Origin of the sequence: Stenotrophomonas sp. SORGH_AS_0321 (assembly GCF_031453215.1) — a bacterium.
GTDB classification, from domain to species: Bacteria; Pseudomonadota; Gammaproteobacteria; order Xanthomonadales; family Xanthomonadaceae; genus Stenotrophomonas; species Stenotrophomonas chelatiphaga.
Map to the genome: position 1 here is coordinate 292,756 of NZ_JAVIZG010000001.1, position 16,590 is coordinate 309,345.

At 66.9% G+C, this 16,590-nt stretch carries 20 protein-coding genes; 8 read left to right on the forward strand and 12 right to left on the reverse strand.

From position 1 onward, the window contains the following. Positions 1-195 precede the first annotated feature (195 nt). From QE373_RS01235 to QE373_RS01245, 3 genes are all read left to right on the forward strand, one after another. Complete coding sequence (locus QE373_RS01235) at positions 196-459, forward strand: hypothetical protein (protein WP_309682671.1); 264 nt, start codon at positions 196-198, stop codon at positions 457-459. Further along, positions 456-587 (forward strand): hypothetical protein, encoded by a 132-nt coding sequence (locus QE373_RS01240; RefSeq protein ID WP_309682674.1) that lies wholly within the window; start codon positions 456-458, stop codon positions 585-587. The genes QE373_RS01235 and QE373_RS01240 overlap by 4 nt, the downstream gene beginning before the upstream one ends. Before the next feature lie 157 nt (positions 588-744). Beyond that, positions 745-1,260 carry a hypothetical protein gene (locus tag QE373_RS01245; protein WP_309682677.1) on the forward strand — a complete coding sequence of 172 codons (516 nt, stop codon included), beginning with the start codon at positions 745-747 and terminating at the stop codon, positions 1,258-1,260. 42 nt (positions 1,261-1,302) lie between these two features. Here QE373_RS01245 and QE373_RS01250 read toward each other — a convergent pair whose 3' ends face one another. Continuing rightward, on the reverse strand, positions 1,303-1,473 hold the full coding sequence (locus QE373_RS01250) for a hypothetical protein (protein ID WP_309682680.1): 171 nt from the start codon (positions 1,471-1,473) through the stop codon (positions 1,303-1,305). A 31-nt stretch (positions 1,474-1,504) separates the two neighbouring features. Here QE373_RS01250 and QE373_RS01255 point away from each other — a divergent pair, with 31 nt between their 5' ends. Together QE373_RS01255 and QE373_RS01260 are read left to right on the forward strand one after the other, a co-directional pair. Then, positions 1,505-1,903 (forward strand): hypothetical protein, encoded by a 399-nt coding sequence (locus QE373_RS01255; protein ID WP_123700182.1) that lies wholly within the window; start codon positions 1,505-1,507, stop codon positions 1,901-1,903. 86 nt (positions 1,904-1,989) lie between these two features. Continuing rightward, a complete protein-coding gene (locus QE373_RS01260) occupies positions 1,990-3,780 on the forward strand; it encodes a peptidoglycan-binding protein (RefSeq protein WP_309682686.1) in 1,791 nt (596 codons plus the stop codon). 165 nt (positions 3,781-3,945) lie between these two features. On the opposite strand, the gene QE373_RS01265 is transcribed toward QE373_RS01260, so the two are convergent. Then, the gene (locus QE373_RS01265) at positions 3,946-4,200 is read right to left on the reverse strand and encodes an accessory factor UbiK family protein (protein ID WP_309682689.1); all 255 of its coding nucleotides are present in this window, start codon (positions 4,198-4,200) and stop codon (positions 3,946-3,948) included. Between the two features lie 137 nt (positions 4,201-4,337). On the opposite strand from QE373_RS01265, the gene QE373_RS01270 reads away from it, so the two are divergent. Next, complete coding sequence (locus QE373_RS01270; RefSeq protein ID WP_309682692.1) at positions 4,338-4,676, forward strand: P-II family nitrogen regulator; 339 nt, start codon at positions 4,338-4,340, stop codon at positions 4,674-4,676. A gap of 123 nt (positions 4,677-4,799) precedes the next feature. Here the strand turns inward: QE373_RS01270 and QE373_RS01275 are convergent, their stop codons facing one another. Further along, positions 4,800-5,465, reverse strand: a complete 666-nt coding sequence (locus tag QE373_RS01275; RefSeq protein WP_057508497.1) for an RIO1 family regulatory kinase/ATPase — start codon at positions 5,463-5,465, stop codon at positions 4,800-4,802. Between the two features lie 444 nt (positions 5,466-5,909). Between QE373_RS01275 and QE373_RS01280 the strand changes: the two genes are divergently transcribed. Continuing rightward, entirely contained in the window at positions 5,910-6,815 is a 906-nt protein-coding gene (locus tag QE373_RS01280) for an aspartyl/asparaginyl beta-hydroxylase domain-containing protein (RefSeq protein WP_057508496.1), read from the forward strand. A 16-nt stretch (positions 6,816-6,831) separates the two neighbouring features. Here the strand turns inward: QE373_RS01280 and QE373_RS01285 are convergent, their stop codons facing one another. The 6 genes from QE373_RS01285 to speE form a co-directional block, all read right to left on the reverse strand. Next, positions 6,832-7,629 (reverse strand): PDR/VanB family oxidoreductase, encoded by a 798-nt coding sequence (locus QE373_RS01285; protein ID WP_309682699.1) that lies wholly within the window; start codon positions 7,627-7,629, stop codon positions 6,832-6,834. A gap of 197 nt (positions 7,630-7,826) precedes the next feature. Continuing rightward, positions 7,827-9,137, reverse strand: a complete 1,311-nt coding sequence (locus QE373_RS01290; RefSeq protein ID WP_309682702.1) for an aminotransferase class I/II-fold pyridoxal phosphate-dependent enzyme — start codon at positions 9,135-9,137, stop codon at positions 7,827-7,829. A 1-nt stretch (position 9,138) separates the two neighbouring features. After that, positions 9,139-9,483, reverse strand: coding sequence for an AzlD domain-containing protein (locus QE373_RS01295; RefSeq protein WP_309682705.1), 345 nt, complete (start codon positions 9,481-9,483; stop codon positions 9,139-9,141). Next, positions 9,480-10,181 (reverse strand): AzlC family ABC transporter permease, encoded by a 702-nt coding sequence (locus tag QE373_RS01300; RefSeq protein WP_309682708.1) that lies wholly within the window; start codon positions 10,179-10,181, stop codon positions 9,480-9,482. Before QE373_RS01300 ends, QE373_RS01295 begins: the two co-directional genes overlap by 4 nt. Continuing rightward, complete coding sequence (locus QE373_RS01305) at positions 10,178-11,002, reverse strand: sugar phosphate isomerase/epimerase family protein (RefSeq protein ID WP_309682711.1); 825 nt, start codon at positions 11,000-11,002, stop codon at positions 10,178-10,180. Before QE373_RS01305 ends, QE373_RS01300 begins: the two co-directional genes overlap by 4 nt. Positions 11,003-11,230: 228 nt before the next feature. Beyond that, complete coding sequence (gene speE, locus QE373_RS01310; RefSeq protein WP_057508490.1) at positions 11,231-12,085, reverse strand: polyamine aminopropyltransferase; 855 nt, start codon at positions 12,083-12,085, stop codon at positions 11,231-11,233. Between the two features lie 177 nt (positions 12,086-12,262). On the opposite strand from speE, the gene speA reads away from it, so the two are divergent. Beyond that, positions 12,263-14,152, forward strand: a complete 1,890-nt coding sequence (gene speA, locus QE373_RS01315; RefSeq protein ID WP_057508489.1) for an arginine decarboxylase — start codon at positions 12,263-12,265, stop codon at positions 14,150-14,152. Positions 14,153-14,279: 127 nt separating this feature from the next. On the opposite strand, the gene QE373_RS01320 is transcribed toward speA, so the two are convergent. Genes QE373_RS01320 through QE373_RS01330 form a run of 3 tightly spaced genes read right to left on the reverse strand, consistent with a single transcriptional unit; the run spans position 14,280 to position 16,532 of the window. After that, positions 14,280-15,602 (reverse strand): sensor histidine kinase, encoded by a 1,323-nt coding sequence (locus tag QE373_RS01320; protein WP_309682719.1) that lies wholly within the window; start codon positions 15,600-15,602, stop codon positions 14,280-14,282. Between the two features lie 10 nt (positions 15,603-15,612). Continuing rightward, positions 15,613-16,275, reverse strand: coding sequence for a response regulator transcription factor (locus QE373_RS01325; protein ID WP_309682722.1), 663 nt, complete (start codon positions 16,273-16,275; stop codon positions 15,613-15,615). After that, a complete protein-coding gene (locus QE373_RS01330; RefSeq protein ID WP_345784384.1) occupies positions 16,275-16,532 on the reverse strand; it encodes a PepSY domain-containing protein in 258 nt (85 codons plus the stop codon). Before QE373_RS01330 ends, QE373_RS01325 begins: the two co-directional genes overlap by 1 nt. Between the last annotated feature and the right edge of the window lie 58 nt (positions 16,533-16,590).

The window sequence follows — 16,590 nt, forward strand, 5'->3', positions numbered from 1 at the left end:
CATCCAAATTGGCTCTGTTTTGCCCACGTGGGCACGGCGGAGAATGCATGGCCCTGCCGGTTCCATGGCGGGCGATGTGTGGGGATTCTTCCACTGAATCCGCCGGTCTTTTTGGGTGTTTCTCCGGTGACTGCAACCCGCATCGCCTGCCACCTCGCAATCCCGCAGGTGGCATCACCCGATGGGAGGCCACCGATGTTGCAGAAGACCCTGGACCATTACCTGAGCCGGCCGTCGCTCGGCGTGCCGCCGCTGGACGAATCCGCCCGGCAGAACCTGGCCTCGGCCCAACGCAGCCTGCAGGGGCTGGCGGCCGTGCTGGACGTGCTGGAAGCGGATCACCTCGTTTACAGGGCGGGCCCGAGCGAACCTCCCCTCGCGCCGCAACTGGTGGATGGCCTGTTGATGGCCGGGCGCCAGCTGATCGCTTCCGCGCAGGCCGCGCTGGAGCGCCCATGAGCGGCCCGGGACAGGTGTCCGCCGTCACGCTGCGCCGCCAGCTGTGCGGCCATTACCCGATGTCCTTATCGACCGTGATGCGGGTGCTGCGCGTGCTGGGCATCCGCCTGCAGGTGCAGGCGAGGTAGGCGGCGTCAGCGACGTCATGCGCCTCGTTCAGTGGGTGTGAAAATGTGACGGAAAGCACGCCTTCACGACTGTCTAAATCGCTTAACAGGTCCCCCGGTATGCTCCATGCACCCGCGCGCCGCCGTAGGCGCGCGAACGACCGATCAGGAGGATCCGTTGTCTCAATCACGCTCTCTCGCGCTGCTGGCGCTCTCGCTGGGCCTGGCCCTTACCGCGTGCAAACCCGCCCAGCCGACGACGCCGGCAGGAACAGAGCCGGCTACCCCGGCACCGGCCACCACCGCGGCAACCACCGCACCCGCAGCGCCCGCTGATGCCGCCACGCAATGCCCGCATGCCGACTTCAACACCTTCCTGGCGCATTTCGGCAACGACATCGCCCTGCAGGAGAAGTCGGTCGCCGACCCGCTGGTCACCGAATCCATCGATGCCAACGCCCAGCCTGAACCGGCCAAGGTAACCCGGCAGGTCCCGCTGGCGGAGGTGGAGTGGCCGGTGATTCCGGACCCGGCGACGCTGTCGCGTCTAGGCCGCGAACTGCAGGTCACCCCGCAGGCCGATGGCAGCGTGCAGGTACGCCTGCGCACGCCGAACACCAGCGACCAGCAGATCTACACCTTCGCGCAGAAGCCGTGCTGGCAGCTGCAGAGCGTGGACGATCAATCGATCTGATCCCACTGGCGACAGGGCCTGCTGACAGGCCCTGTTGCCGCTTCACGGAGCACGACGCATGACGTCAAAGTTTGTCGCCCCTGCCTTGATGTTGCTGTTGGCTGCCTGCAGCGATCCGGCGGCGGATTCGTCCACGCCGGCCGCACCGGCGGCGGCCACCCCGGCTTCAGGCGCCACCGCGGCCCCTCCGGCGACACCGGCAACGGCTTCCACGACCCCCTCCACCCAGCAGGACGACACAGGAATGCACATCGAATGCCAGGGAACCCGCCTGACCGTGGCGGGGCTGCCTGACCAGGGCAATGACGCCCCGCCGCAGACGCGGCTGGATATCGAAAAGGACGGCCAGCGCCGCACCTTGGACAAGCCGGCCGAGATGACCGACTACACCGCCGTGGGCCTGGCCTGCGTGCAGGACAAGGACAACACGCCGTATTTCGTCGTGCAGTACGGCGAGCTGCCGTTTGGTTGCCAGTTCTGCGAATGGTTCTATCTGTATGACGCCGACGGCAAGCAGCTGACCCACAGCAATCCGCCGCTGCACGGACAGGCGCCGTCGCAGGAACCCAACAACGACGAGTACGAGCAGTGGTTGGCCAAGCTCGGCGTGACCCACCCGGAGGTGACCTACTTCAAACCCTGAAAGCGATAGGAAGCACGCTGCACCGTTTCACCTGGAGCAACACCCCTTAAGGAAATTCCCTTTTTCATAGAATGGATCGCACCGCTATGCCTGACATCTACCAGAACATGATCCAGCCCCGCGGGGCCGGATACCGCAGTGACCAGATAAAACCCTATAGCCATTACCGCGAGCCTATCGATCAGACCGATGGCCGCTTGCATGGTGAATCGCGCCGTTGGGGCGATGCGTCGCCGGAAGTACAGTCACGCGTGATCGATACGCTGATTGAATCTTCCCGCGAAGCCGGGCTTTCCCCGCGCGAAACCGCGCATGTGCTGGCCATCGCCCGCGTTGAATCCGGCTTCAATCCGGATGCCGCCGCCGGCACCACGTCCGCCTCCGGACTGGGCCAGTTCATCGATGGCACCGGCAACGCTTACCAGTTGAACAACGGCAACCGCTTCGATGTGGAAGCGCAGTCCGATGCGCTGGTGCGGCACTTCATCGACAACCGCCAGCTGGCCCAGCGTCGCGGCCAGGGCGAGGAGTACATCTACAAGTACCACCACGATGGCCCGACCCGCGATTACGGCGGCCTGGGGCTGGCGGAAAGCAAGGTGATGCCGCGCCTCGCCGAATACGAGCAGTTCGTCAACGAGCGCCTGGCGCAGTCGCAGTCGCAGGGCCAGACGCAGGCGCAGGCTCAAAGCCAGGCGTCGCCGGCGCAGACGCTGGGTGCGGCAGCAGCGGTGGCCGGTGGCGCGGGAGCAGGCGTTGCCGCCGTGCAGGCAGCCGCCGCGCAGCAGCAGTCGGGTTCGTTCCAGCACACCATGCAGGTGATGTTGCCGCCGCAGAACGGGGTCAAGCCGCACATCACCGGGCATTATGGTGAAGAGCGCGGTGCCAAGGACCACGGTGGCACCGACTTCAATTATGTCGGCGGCCAGACCGGGATCAACCGGCAACATCCGACCATCAATGCGCCGATTTCGGGCAAGGTCACCTTCGCCGGTGGCAGCTACGGCACGGTCAAGATCCTCGACGCGCAGGGCAATTCGCACGAGATCCTGCACATGAAGGACGTGCAGGTGAAGGAAGGGCAGCAGATCCAGGCCGGCCAGCCGATCGGCACCATGGGCGGACGCGGCCCGAACGGGGCCGAGCAGTACGCCCAGCACGTGCATTACCAGCTGCGCGATCCGGCCGGGAAGCTGCAGAGTCCCGAAGCGTTCTGGGACCAGCGCCGGGTGCAGGAGGGTGCGACGGCGCCGGTGCAGGGCCGTGCAGATGACGCGTCGTCGGTGCTGCGCCACGGTGCACGCAGCGAGGATGTGGCCAAGCTGCAGCAGGAACTGAATCGCCAGGGTGTGCGCGATGCCAATGGCAATCGCCTGGCCGAAGACGGCCGCTTTGGTGACCACACCCGCGATGCGGTGACCGCCTACCAGCAGGCCAATGGGCTGAAGGCCGACGGCATCGCCGGTCCACAGACGCTGGGCCGGTTGGGCGAGGGCCGGCAGGCTGCGCACGGGCATTCGCATGAGGCGCCGGTGCGTGGACCGCAGCTGGGCGAAGCCGGACATGCGGATACCCCGCTGCATGCGGCGATCCGCGGGCAGCTGCCTTCCGCGGTGTCCAACGACATGGCTGCGCACATCACCCACATGGCCAAGCAGGCGGGCATCGACAGCCCGGACAAGCTGCAGGGCGTCGCGGTGCAGGATGGCAAGGCGTTCGTGATGGGCACCACGCCGGGCTTCCGCGCGATGGTGGACATGAGCCAGCCGGCGCCTGCCGCCGAGCAGACCAGTGCCACGCTGCTGGGCGAGCGCTTGAGCGCCCAGGTGCAGCAGGGCCAGGAAGAGCAGCAGCGCGCCGCGGTGGCGATGCGCTGAGGTCCTGGCAGTCATCCGGCAGGTGGCGACCGCTGGTCGTCACCTGCTGGGTGGTGAAGCGTGACGACCAACGGTCGTCACCCACCGGGGCGGTGTGGCGCACCCACCGGCGCGGTGCCCGGGCAGGACCCACCCGCCGGGGCAGGGCTGACCCACCGCGTTCTGTCATTCAGCGGGCGGCTGTGGCTTTTCCATCGCGGCGACGACCTGTTCGAGTGCATCAAGCTTCTCGCGCGTGCGCAGCAGCACGGCGCGCTGTACGTCGAATTCCTCGCGGGTGACCAGGTCCAGTTTGGACAGGCCGGCCTGCAGGGCACTCTTGAAGGTGGACTGCAGCTCTTCGCGCGATTGGCGCAGGCCCGGCGGCACCAGCTCGCTGAGGCGGCGGGCGAGGTCATCCAGCTGGTTGAGGTCGATCATGGGGGCTCCTGGGACGGCCGCGTGGCCGCCACGGCAAGCCGGCGCCACGTGCATTACGAATGAGGGATGCCAAGGATACTCTCGCCACTGCAGGCGCACAGGCGCTATCCTCGCGGCCGAGTACAGGAGGAACCACGATGAAGATGGTCATGGCGGTGATCAAGCCGTTCAAGCTCGATGACGTGCGCGAAGCGCTGGCCGAGCGCGGGGTCACCGGGATCACGGTGACCGAGGTGAAAGGCTTCGGGCGGCAGAAAGGCCATACCGAGCTGTACCGTGGCGCCGAATACGTGGTGGACTTCCTGCCCAAGGTGAAGGTGGAAGTCGCAGTGACCGACGATCAGGTTGAGAGCGTGGTCGAATCGATCGTCAAGGCGGCCGGCACCGGCAAGATCGGGGACGGCAAGGTATTCGTGTACGAACTGGGCAGCGTGGTGCGCATCCGCACCGGCGAACTGGATGCAGATGCCCTGTAAAGACAGGTGAGCGGTAGCGCCGAGCCGTGCTCGGCGAGCGCAGCGGCAGGGGCAAAGGCATGACGACCAACGGTCGTCACCCACCAGTAGCCAGGGCGACGGCTTGACGGCCAGCGGCCGTCCCTACCTGACCTGCTTTGCCCACGCGTAGAAGCGCTTCCAGCCCTGGCGGATGGCGGCCACCCAGCCGGGGTCGGCCACGCGCGCGGCCAGCGCGGCACTCGGCCGCTGCCCGGTCAGGCGCTGGCGCATCTTCACCAGGTTCTTCAGGTCGCTGCGGCTCAGCTGGCGGGTGATCGGATTGCGCCGCAGCCAGCGCGGCGTGCGCCAGGCCGAGGTGAAGTCCAGCAGCACCGGCACGCCCCCACTGACCACCACGTTGGTGCCGTGCAGGTCGTTGTGGGTGATGCCGGCGGCATGCAGCCGGTCCAGTGCCTGCTGCAGCTGTTCGAACACTTCGGTGCCCACCGCCTGCGCGGTGCTCAGGGTCTGCCCGGGAATGAACTCCATGCCCAGCGCCAGGCCGCCGATGGTGCCCAGCAACGCAGGGGCATGCTTCCAGCCGCTCAGGCGCTGCAGCATGTGGGCTTCGTGATGTACCAACACGCGTGCCAGCAGCGACAGGGGGGTGCCGCGATAGCGCGTGTAGTCCTTCACCACGGCCGGCTGTCCGTCCATGCAGGTGCGGTAGACGTCCGGCTCCAGGAAACGTTCACCGCGCTTGAGCAGCAGCGGCATCGCGGCATCGTCGCCGCAGATCGGAGAGGGGGAAGTAGCAGGGGTGTCCATGACGTTCTCTGACAGCCCGGTGGGTGGCGCAGAGCGTCAAGCGAACCGGTGGAAGGGCATTAGCGAGTGCGCTAATTTTAGTACCCGCCAGTTTTCTATTAAATAATTGTGACGGCTTCGGCGGTGCAACAGTGCGTCATGCCATTTCGGACAATACCGTCTCACTTATTCGTTATGCGTTATTTATCAAACAGTTGAGGCGTGGGTGGCTATCGCTTCCAGCCAAACCCGAGATGAATGCCAATGTGGCGCTCGTGTATGGCACGCTGCCAATGCCCTGCAGTGCTTGACCAGCGCCGCCCAGCTGCCGACCATTGCGCGTTCCCCTCGCGCCTGGCCGGACCGCCCCTGTCGGCACGTCCCCGTCCCGTGCGTGACCGGCGCGGCTGCGTGCCCGCCCGTTCCCTGCCCACCTGCGTCCGGCCCCCGCCGGAGGAATTGTCAATGATCAAGATCGTGCTGGCCGTGCTGTTCATCGCCTGCGTGCTGTACATCCATTACCGCGGCAAGGTCCGCGCGCGCTGGTCGCGCCAGTTGTTGGACCACTCCAGCTTCATGGCCCCGATCAACGTGGTCATGTACCTGTTTTCCAAGGTGCCAACCACGCCGTTCCTGGATCCGGGCAAGGAGTTCCCGCAACTGGAGCCGTTGCGGCAGAACTGGACCGTGATCCGCGACGAGGCGCTGGCGTTGCGCGATGCGCAGAAGATCGCCGCGTCGAGCAGCTTCAACGACGCCGGCTTCAATTCGTTCTTCCGCCGGGGCTGGAAGCGCTTCTACCTGCGCTGGTACGGCCCGTCGCATCCGTCGGCCAGGCAGTTCTGCCCGCAGACGGTGGCATTGATCGAATCGATCCCGGACGTACGCGCGGCGATGTTCGCCCAGCTTCCGCCGGGCAGCGAGCTGCGCCCGCACCGCGATCCGTTCGCCGGTTCGCTGCGCCTGCACCTGGGACTGAGCACGCCCAACGATGACCGCTGCTACATCGAGGTGGACGGGGTGAAGAAGAGCTGGCGCGATGGCGAATGGATGATGTTCGACGAGACCTACATCCACCACGCGCACAACGAGACCGAACAGGATCGGGTGATCCTGTTCTGCGATATCGCCCGTCCGCTGCGTTTCGGCCTGCCTGGCCTGTTCAACCGGGCGGTGGCGTCCACGCTGCTGGCCGGTGGGGCCTCGCCGAACCTGCCGGGTGACCCGACCGGTGGGGTGAACAAGGCATTTGGCGGCGTGTACAAGGTACGGCTGAAGGCCAAGGCGCTGCGTGCGCGCAGTGCGTTCGCCTACCACGCGATCAAGTGGGGCCTGGTGGTGGCGGTGATCGCGGGCATCTGGGCGATCTGACGCTGGCCGGGGCGGGCTAGATGTCCAGCTCCAGCTGCGTTCCACGGCATCCGGACACACAGGGCAGCATCAGTGATGCATGCTGACGTTCGTGGTCGCTCAGCATGCCATCGCGGTGGTCGACGTCGCCGCTGACCACCCGCGTGGCGCAGCTGCCGCAGACGCCTTGGTGGCAGCCATTGGGAATGGTGACGCCGCTGCGCAGCAGGAAGTCCAGCAGGCTTCCCTCGCCATCATGATGGAGCCGTCTGCGCGAGCGCGCCAGCACCACGTCGTATCCCTTGTAACCCTTGGCAGGCGGGCTGCCGGGCGGGCGCGACGACGCGGTGAAACGTTCCACATGGGCGCGCGTGATGCCGAGCCGCCTGCAGGCCAGCCCGAACGCGTCAAGCATCGGCCCCGGCCCACAGCAATAGAAATGCGTATCAGGCGGATGCGCCGCAAGCAGTGGCAGCAGATCGGGCGAGCCTCCACGTTCGTCGTCGAACAGGCAGGTGAGCGCGTTTCCCAGTGTATTGAGGTCCTGGAGGAAGACCGCGTCGTGCCGCGAACGCACGCAGTAGTACAGGTGCACTGGACGCTGCCGTGCGACAAGATGCCGGGCCATGCAAAGCAGGGGGGTAATGCCGATGCCACCGGCGATGAGCACGCTGTGTTCGGCCTGCTCATGCAGCGCGAACGCATTGCGCGGCAGTGACACCGGCAGCGGATCGCCCTCGCGCAGGTGCGTATGCAGGTAGTGCGATCCGCCCCGTCCTTCGGCAACCCGCAGGATGCCCAGTTGGTAACAGCTCGCATGCTGCGGCGGATTCATCAGCGAATAGCTGCGTGTGCGTGCGCCGGGAAGTACCAGGTCGACATGCGCACCGGCAGTGAACCCGACCAGCGGAACGTCGCTGGCAGGGGCGAGCTCGACCACGATCACGCGGCTGCTGCGGCGGTGCAGCCGACTCACGCGCGCGGCCTGCCAGATGGACTGCAGTGGCGCTGGTGTGGCGAAGGACGTGGCGTTCATGGGTGGGCATCCGGCGCGGTGGCAGTGGTATCGCAGGCGGCGGACGCAGCTTCTGCGCAGGCCAGCAGCACGCACCCGGCGATGATGTCTGCGGCCCGCGCTGCATCGGCAACAGGAAGACGGGAGGGAGAGATGCGCAGGCAGCGGTCCTCCGGGTCGGTGCCGCCACAGTGGGTCGTTCCTGCGGGCGTGAGGCGCACGCCCGCCTGTGACGCCAGGCTCACCACGCGGCGGGCGCAGCCCGTGGGCAGCCAGAGTGTGATGAAGTAGCCACCCGCCGGTCGACTCCAATGAACGTCACATTGTGTGCGGAGACGTTGCGCGAAGACCCGCTGGACCTGCGCGAAGCGCTGCTGGAGCAGGTGGCCATGCTGCTGCATGTGGCGGGCAACACCGGCCGCGTTGCCGAAGAAACGCAGATGCCGGACCTGGTTCACCTTGTCCGGCCCGATGGTGCACGCCCGCTGCGCTGCCAGCCACCAGTCCAGAAGCCGCGCACTGCCCCCCAGCAGCGCGACACCGGCGCCGGGGATGGTCATCTTCGACGTGGAGCCGAAAACGAGCGCGCGATCCGGATTGCCGGCGGTGGCGCAGGCGTCGTACAGGCCGGGCAGCGCGGACGCCTGCGGAGCGAAGTCATGGACGGCGTAGGCGTTGTCGCAGAACAACGTGAAGTCCGGCGCGGCGGTGTTCATCGTCGCCAGCCGGCGCAGTACCTCGGCGCTGTAGGTCGCTCCGCACGGGTTGGAGTGGCGTGGGACGCACCACATTCCGCGGATGCGTGGATCCTGCGCCACGTGTTGCTCCACCTGGTCCATGTCCGGTCCGTCCTGGCCCATCGGCACCGGCACCAACCCGATGCCATGGTCGCTGCAGATGGCGAAATGGCGGTCGTACCCCGGCACCGGACACAGGAAGCGGACCTCGTCGGCGTGGGACCACGGCGCATGCCCCGGCAGCCCTGTGCGCCACGCCAGGCCGACGGCCGAATGCATCAGCGCCAGGCTGCTGTTGCCGCCGACTGCGGCCTGGTTGGCCGGCACGCCGAGCAACAACGGGGCGAGCAGGGCGCGCAACTGGGGTATGCCCTGCTGCCCACCATAGTTGAGCCAATCCTGGCCGTCCCCGCTGTCAAACGGTGCGGGGCCTGGCAGTGACAGCATCGCGTGCGACAGCGCGATCTGCTCGTCGGAGGGCAGGCCTCGGGTCATGTCAAACGCCATCGGCGCTTTCCGGCAGGCGTCATGCCAGGCGCGCAGTTCATCGAGGCGGTGGCACCCGTCGAGCGAAAGACCGACGACTTCCATGTCAGTTCCCCATCAGCAGCAGCGCGGCCGCATACAGTGCGGTGCCGGCAAGCAGGGGCATGAACACACTGCGCCGCCACAGCGCCAGCCCACCGGCCAGCAGCACGACTGACAGCTTCAGCAGCGCGCCCGGTGCCTGCAACAGGGTCCAGGGCGCCTGGAATGAGGAGTCGCCGAACAGGCCGAGGTAGATCACGCTGCCCATCACGGCGGACGCGGCGTGGTGGAGGAACCGGACCACCGGGCTGTCCGGGGCAAGCGCCAGGCGCCGGAATATCAGCAACGGGACAGAACGCATGAGGTAGGAGGCCGCCGCGGCGGTACCGATCAGGATCCAGCCGTTCATGCCGCTGCCCTGCGTTGGCAGGTGTCTGCCGCGTACAGCAGGGCGGCGATGCCCAAGGGCACCACCAGCACATGCAGGCTTCCCAGCTGGCTGCCTATCACCGGCGTGAGCGCGAAGCCGGCAACGGTCGCCTGCAGCGTCCGGTTTCCATTGGGCGCGTGGCAGGCCAGCGCGGTGAAATGCACCGGCAGGATGATTGCGATGAGTTGTGCCACTACGACCGACGGCGTAGCTCCCACGCAGTGGCCTGCGGCGGTGGCCGCGATGGCGCAGCCGAGCGTGGCGACGCCGCACCCAAGATAGTAGGCATGCATGTCAGCCGCCCCCCTGCCACATCGGCTGGAGAGGGTGAAGGTGGAGATCGACAACAGCTGGGCCGACAGCAGCGACCGGCCGAGGCTGACATGCTGAAACTGTTCGGCGAGCACCGACGCCATGATCACGAAGCGGAAGTTCACCACGACCGTTGCAACCAGCAGGGCAGCGATGCCCAGCGTGTCTGCCTGCTGGACGATCAGGGCCTGCAGCGGGGCAGTGTGCACGGTGAGGGTCATGACCGTGGCCTGGAGCAGCGAGAATCCCGCCTTGCTGGCCAACGCGCCGATCGATGAAAACAGGAACATGAAGGTCAGGCAGACCGGCAGCGCGTCACGGCAGCCCTGCAGGAAACTGCTGCGCACGCAAGGCGATGCGTTCATCCTGCGTCCTCCCGGTTGCCACGGAGTGCAGCCAGGCTGCTGAGCTGCTGGACACTGCCCGCCAGCGTGCCGCCACGCGTTTCGAACCCCACCATGCCGCGCCAGCCTGCTTCGATGATGGCAGCGACCAGGGCGTCGAATGGCAGGCTCCCGGCGCCCAGCGGGAGGTGCGCGTCGCGGTCCTGGTGGTTGTCACTGAAGGACATGCCGATGATGCGGTTGTGGAATTGCCGGAACATCGCGACGGGGTCCCCGCCGTTGACGTAGGCATGCGATACATCGAAGAACAGGTGCAGGCCGGGGACCTGCTCCAGCACGGTCGCGATTTCATCGGCGGTGGTGCAGATGTAATAGAAGGGATGGAAGCGGGTGTAGTTGCACAGGTTCTCCAACCAGACCTGCACGCCGCGCGGTGCGGCATAGGCCACCAGTGCGCGAAGGTTGGTGATCAACTGGTGCAGCCCCGCCTGGCGTACTTCGGCAACCAGCCGTGGTTCCACCACACCGCCGCCATGCACGATCAAGGGTGCGCCACCCAGCCGGCTGCAGACATCGACTTCGCGGCATGCATAGTGCAACGCAGCGGTGGCCAGCGCGGGCACGTCGCTGCCGAGGGGGGATTTGAAGTTGCCATGGTAGATCGGCCGCATGCCGGTCTGCTGCATCAGCTCCAGCAGGGCGTCGGCGCGCTCCCGTGGGAAATCCTCCGGGCGTTCACCGTGCAGGCTTCCATCCACGTACCAGTGGCTGTAACCCTGCTGCAGGGCGCGGGCGAGGCCCGATTCGGCAGCCAGATAGTCCTGCTGGGCGGCCGCTGCCATGAAGTCCGGCCATGACGTGGCGGACGAAGGAGGAAAGGCTGCGTGATCGGAAACCGGGCTGCCCATGGCCGACGCTCGCTGCAGGGGTGTGCAGCTACTCTGCGCCGGTTGGAAGACGTCGCATGTAGGTCAGCGGCGAACGGCATGGTGGCGGTTCGCCGCCGAGCGCGGTCGGGATGGTTGCCGGGCAGCGCCGAGGTCACTCGGCCCCGCCCGACGTCGGGCCGGTCAGCCCTTCAGCGCAGCCTGCACGAACGGCGGCGTCACCAGCACGCCGGTGTGCAGCGCAGCGGTGTAGTACAGCGTATCGAAGCTCTTTGCCGCCGCGTCGGACTGGCGGAAATCGAACCCGCTCTCGCCCTTGCGCGCCAGGGTCACGCTCCACCAGCCGGTGGGGTAGCACGGCTGCGGGAACGGCAGGGTCTTGAACGAGCCGAAGCCGGCCTTGCCCATCTCGGTGCGCATTTCGTTGATCAGTTCCAGCTGCATCAGCGGCGATTCGGACTGCTGCACCAGGATGCCGTCGTCCTTCAGGGCCTTGAAGCAGCTCTCGTAGAACGCCTTGTTGAACAGGCCTTCGCCGGGGCCGACCGGGTCGGTCGAATCGACGATCACCACGTCCACGCTGCCGGCCGGGCAGTTGGCCATGTACGCCACGCCGTCGTCGAACATCAGTTCGGCACGCGGGTCATCGTTGGAATCGCACAGTTCCGGGAAGTGCTTGCGCGCCATCACCGTGACCTGCTCGTCGATATCGCACTGGGTCACGCTCTCCACGTTCTTGTGCTTGAGCACCTCACGCAGGGTGCCGCAGTCACCGCCGCCGATGATCACCACGCGCTTGGGGGCGGCATGGGTGAACAGCACCGGGTGGCTGATCATCTCGTGGTAGAAGAAGTTGTCCTTGCTGGTCAGCATGATGGCCCCATCGATGGTCATCAGGTTGCCCCAGTCGGTGGTCTGGAAGATTTCGATCTTCTGGAACGGCGACTGCACTTCGTCCAGCTTGCCGGTGATGCGGTAGCCGATGGCCGAGCCAGTGCGCTCGAAGTGTTCGATATACCAGTTGCTGTTGTCAGTCATGGAGGAGCAATCCTTTTCGGAGGATGGGACGCCGGGCTGGCGGAGGCGGGGCCGCGTGGCGGTACGCCCGTTCAGGTCCAGGGCAGCGACCACGGGCGCGGGCGCGCATGATAACGAACCCTTCGTCGATCAGGGGTTATCATGCACCCCCCTTTTTTACCAACCAGGCCGACTTCCATGACCGATTGGTCCCTCGACCAAGCCCGCAAGACCTACTCGATCCCGCATTGGGCGGACGGTTACTTCGACGTGGATCAGGCCGGGCACATGGTGGTGAGGCCGACCGGGGCCGATGGCCCGGTGGTTTCGCTGCCCGATGTGGTCGATGCGGCGCGCGCCAACGGCGCCAAGCTGCCCCTGCTGGTGCGCTTCCCGGACATCCTGGGCCAGCGCCTGGGCAAGCTGCAGGCCGCCTTCGCGCAGGCCCAGGCCGACTGGGAGTACCCGGGCGGCTACACCGCCGTGTACCCGATCAAGGTCAACCAGCACCGCGGCGTGGCCGGCACCCTGGCCAGCCACCACGGCGAAGGCTTCGGCCTGGAAGCGGGCAGCAAGCCGGAACTGATGGCCGTACTGGCGCTTTCGCGCCCGGGCGGGCTGATCGTCTGCAACGGCTACAAGGACCGTGAGTACATCCGGCTGGCACTGATCGGCCGCAAACTGGGCCTGCAGACCTACATCGTCATCGAGAAGCCGTCCGAGCTGAAGCTGGTGCTGGAAGAATCCAAGGCGCTGGACGTGAAGCCGGGCCTGGGCGTGCGCATGCGGCTGGCCTCGCTGGGCGCGGGCAAGTGGCAGAACAGCGGCGGCGACAAGGCCAAGTTCGGCCTGTCCCCGCGCCAGCTGCTGGACCTGTGGAAGTCGCTGCGTGACACCGAGTACGCCGACTGCCTGAGCCTGCTCCACTTCCACATGGGCTCGCAGATTTCCAACGTGCGCGACATCGCCAACGGCATGCGCGAAGCCACCCGCTACTACGTGGAGATGTCGCAGCTTGGCGCGAAGATCACCCACGTCGACGTGGGCGGTGGCCTGGGCGTGGACTACGAAGGCACCCGTTCGCGCAGCTTCTGCTCGATCAATTACGGGCTGAACTCCTACGCCAGCAGCATCGTGCAGCCGCTGGCCGATGCCTGCAAGGAACATGGCCTGAAGCCGCCGCGCATCGTCACCGAGTGTGGCCGCGCGATGACCGCCCACCATGCGGTGCTGATCGCCAACGTGTCCGAAGTGGAACAGGCGATGGAAGGCCGCGTACCGGACCAGCATGACGACGAGCCGGCATCGATCCGCCACCTGCGCGAGATCCATTCCGAACTGGGCCAGCGCCCGGCGATCGAGCTGTTCCAGGAAGCGCAGCATTTCCATGCCGAAGGCCTGTCCAGCTATGCGCTGGGCCAGATCGACCTGCCGCAGCGGGCGCGCATCGATGACCTGTTCTACGCCATCGCCCATGCGGTGCGTGCACGCCTGAGCTTCGACGAGAAGAGCCATCGGCCGGTGCTGGATGAGCTCAACGAGCGGCTGGTGGACAAGTACTTCGTCAACTTCAGCGTGTTCGAATCGATCCCGGACGTGTGGGCGATCGACCAGGTGTTCCCGATCGTACCGATCGAGCGCCTGGACGAGCAGCCGGACCGTCGCGGCATCATCGCCGACATGACCTGCGACTCGGACGGCATGGTGGAAACCTATGTCGGCAACGAGAGCCTGGACAGTTCGCTGCCGCTGCATGCGCTGCGTTCGGGTGAAAGCTACCGGATCGGGTTCTTCATGGTCGGTGCGTACCAGGAGATCCTGGGCGACATCCACAACCTGTTCGGCGATACCGATGCGGTGGAAGTGCGTGCCGGCGCGGGGGGCTATGCGATCACCCAGCAGCGCCGCGGTGACACCACCGATGTGATGCTGGACTACGTGGGCTACAGCCTGGCCGAACTGCGCGCGACCTATGCCGAGCGCGTGGCCGCGGCAGGTCTTACGGCTGACCGTGCGCAGGAACTGTCCGACGCACTGGAAGCCGGTTTGACCGGTTACACGTACCTGTCCGACGAACCGCTGATGTAAGCGGGGACCCGGTAGTGACGGCCGCTGGCCGTCATTGGACGGTCACTGATTGACGGCCAGCGGCCGTCACTACCGGTGGCCAGCGGCGGTCACTGATTGACGGCCAGCGGCCGTCACTACCGGCGGTTCACCCCGCCGGCAGCCACAGCGTGGCGCGCAGCCCGGGCTGGGCGTTTTCCAGCTTCAGCTCGCCGCCGTGGCTGGCGGCGATGTCGCCGACGATCGCCAGGCCGAGCCCGCTGCTGCCTTCGCGCTGGTCCAGCCGCACGCCCCGTTGCAGCACGGTCTGCAGCTGGGATTCCTGCAGCCCCGGACCATCGTCGCGCACCTCGATGCGAAGCCGTTGCGCGTCCATCCAGGCGCCCACCTGCACCTGCTGCGTGGCCCACTTGCCCGCGTTGTCCAGCAGGTTGCCCAGCATTTCTTCCAGATCGGCGGCATCGCCGGCAAAGCGCAATGCCGGGTCGATGGCATCGCTGCTGAAGTGCACGCCGCGCCCTTGATGTACGCGGCCCATCAGGCGGCACATCGACTGCACCACCGGTGCCACGTCCGCGCGCTGCCGGTGATCGACCGCCAGCCCTGCCGCCAGATAGCGTTCGATGCTGGCCTGCATGTGCGCGCCCTGTGCGCGCACGGTCTGCTGCCAGTCGCCCCCCGGATGTTCGGCTTCAGCTGCCAGCACGCTCAGCGGTGTCTTCAGCGCGTGGGCCAGGTCCTGTGCGCTGGTGCGCGCGCGCGCCACCATGCGCTGGTGGTGGTCGAGCAGGGCGTTGAGTTCTTCAGCCAGCGGCGCGATCTCCGCGCTCAGGCCGCGTGCATCCACCCGCTGGACTTCGCCGCGGCGCACGCCCTCCACCTGCTGGCCCAACCGCCGCAACGGACGCAGGCCGAAGTGGATCTGGCTGGCCAGCACCGCCAGCCAGACCGCGACCAGCACCGCCAGGGCCAACGCGCTGCGCTGACGGAACTGCGCCACCTGGGCCTGCAGGTCGCTGCGATCAAGCGCCACCAGAACCTGCAGCGGTGCCTGCGCGCGGGGCAGGCGCACCTCGCGCGCCAGCACCCGCAGCGGCTGCTGCAGCGGCCCGGTGATGTCAGCGGCGATGCCGGCGCTGCTGGCCGCCGGTGCGGCGAGGCTTTCATCCCACAACGAGCGCGACTGCAGCAGCGGCGTGCCGTCGGCCGCGCCGACCTGCCAGTAAGCACCGGAGAACACCCGCTGGAAGCGGGCTTCGTTGGGTTCCTGGCGCAGCACCACGCGCCCATCCGGGTTTACTTCGGCCTGCGCCAGCACGGTCAGCAGGTCCTGCTCCAGCGCCGCATCCAGGCTGTCACGCGCGGCGCGTTCGAACAGGTGGCCCAGCAGCGCGCTCGCCAGCGCCGTGACCAGCAGCAGGCCCAGCCCGCCCGCCAGCAGCAGCCGGTTGCGCAGCGAGGCGCGCTTCATCGCGATGCCCTCATGCCGGCGCCGTCAGCCGCCAGCCCTGGCCGCGCACGGTCTGGATCAGGTCGATGTCCAGCTTGCGCCGCACCCGTCCGAGCAGCACGTCCAATGCATTGGAGTCGGGGTCGAAGCCGCTGTCGAACACGTGCTCGCCCAGCCGCTCGCGGCCGATCACCGTATCCACGTGGTGCATGAAGTAGCCGAGCAGGCGGAACTCCTGCGGGCTCAGCGCCAGTTCGCTGCCGTGCAGGCTGAAACGGCCTGCGTTGACATCCAGCTGCAGTGGTCCGCACTGCAGGCGCGGACTGGCATGGCCGGTGCTGCGGCGAATCAGCGCACGCAGGCGCAGCACCAGTTCGTCGGGCTGGAAGGGCTTGGTCAGGTAGTCGTCGGCGCCGGCATCGAAACCGGCCAGTTTGTCGTGCCAGCGTCCGCGTGCGGTCAGCACCAGCACCGGGAAGGTGCGGCCATTGGCGCGCCAGCGTTCGATGATGCTCAGCCCGTCCAGGCCCGGCAGGCCGAGATCGACGATGGCGGCCTGCAGGTCCTCCACCTGGCCATGTTCTTCGGCCGCATGGCCATCGGCGAACGCATCCACCACGAAGCCCGCCTGCTCCAGCAGGGGCTGCAGGCGCTGCGCCAGGTCGTGGTCATCTTCGGCCAGCAGGATCCGCATCAGTCGTCCAGTTCGGTCTTCAGCAGCTTGCCGTTGCGCGCATCATAGTCCAGCTCCACCACCACGCCGTCGGCGCGCAGGATCTCGACTTCGTACACGGCATCGTCCAGTTCCACTTCCAGCAGCTTGCCGGGATGGCGGCGCATGGCATCGCGCACCACCGCTTCCAGCGGCACGTAACGGCCCTGTTCCACCGCACGCCGCGCGGTCTGCTGGGCATGGTCGTCGCCCGCCGCCACCGGCAGGGGGGCCAGCAGCGCGAGCACGATCACGGCGAGGGTCTTCAACGGATACATGCGCCTATCAATAGCGCAG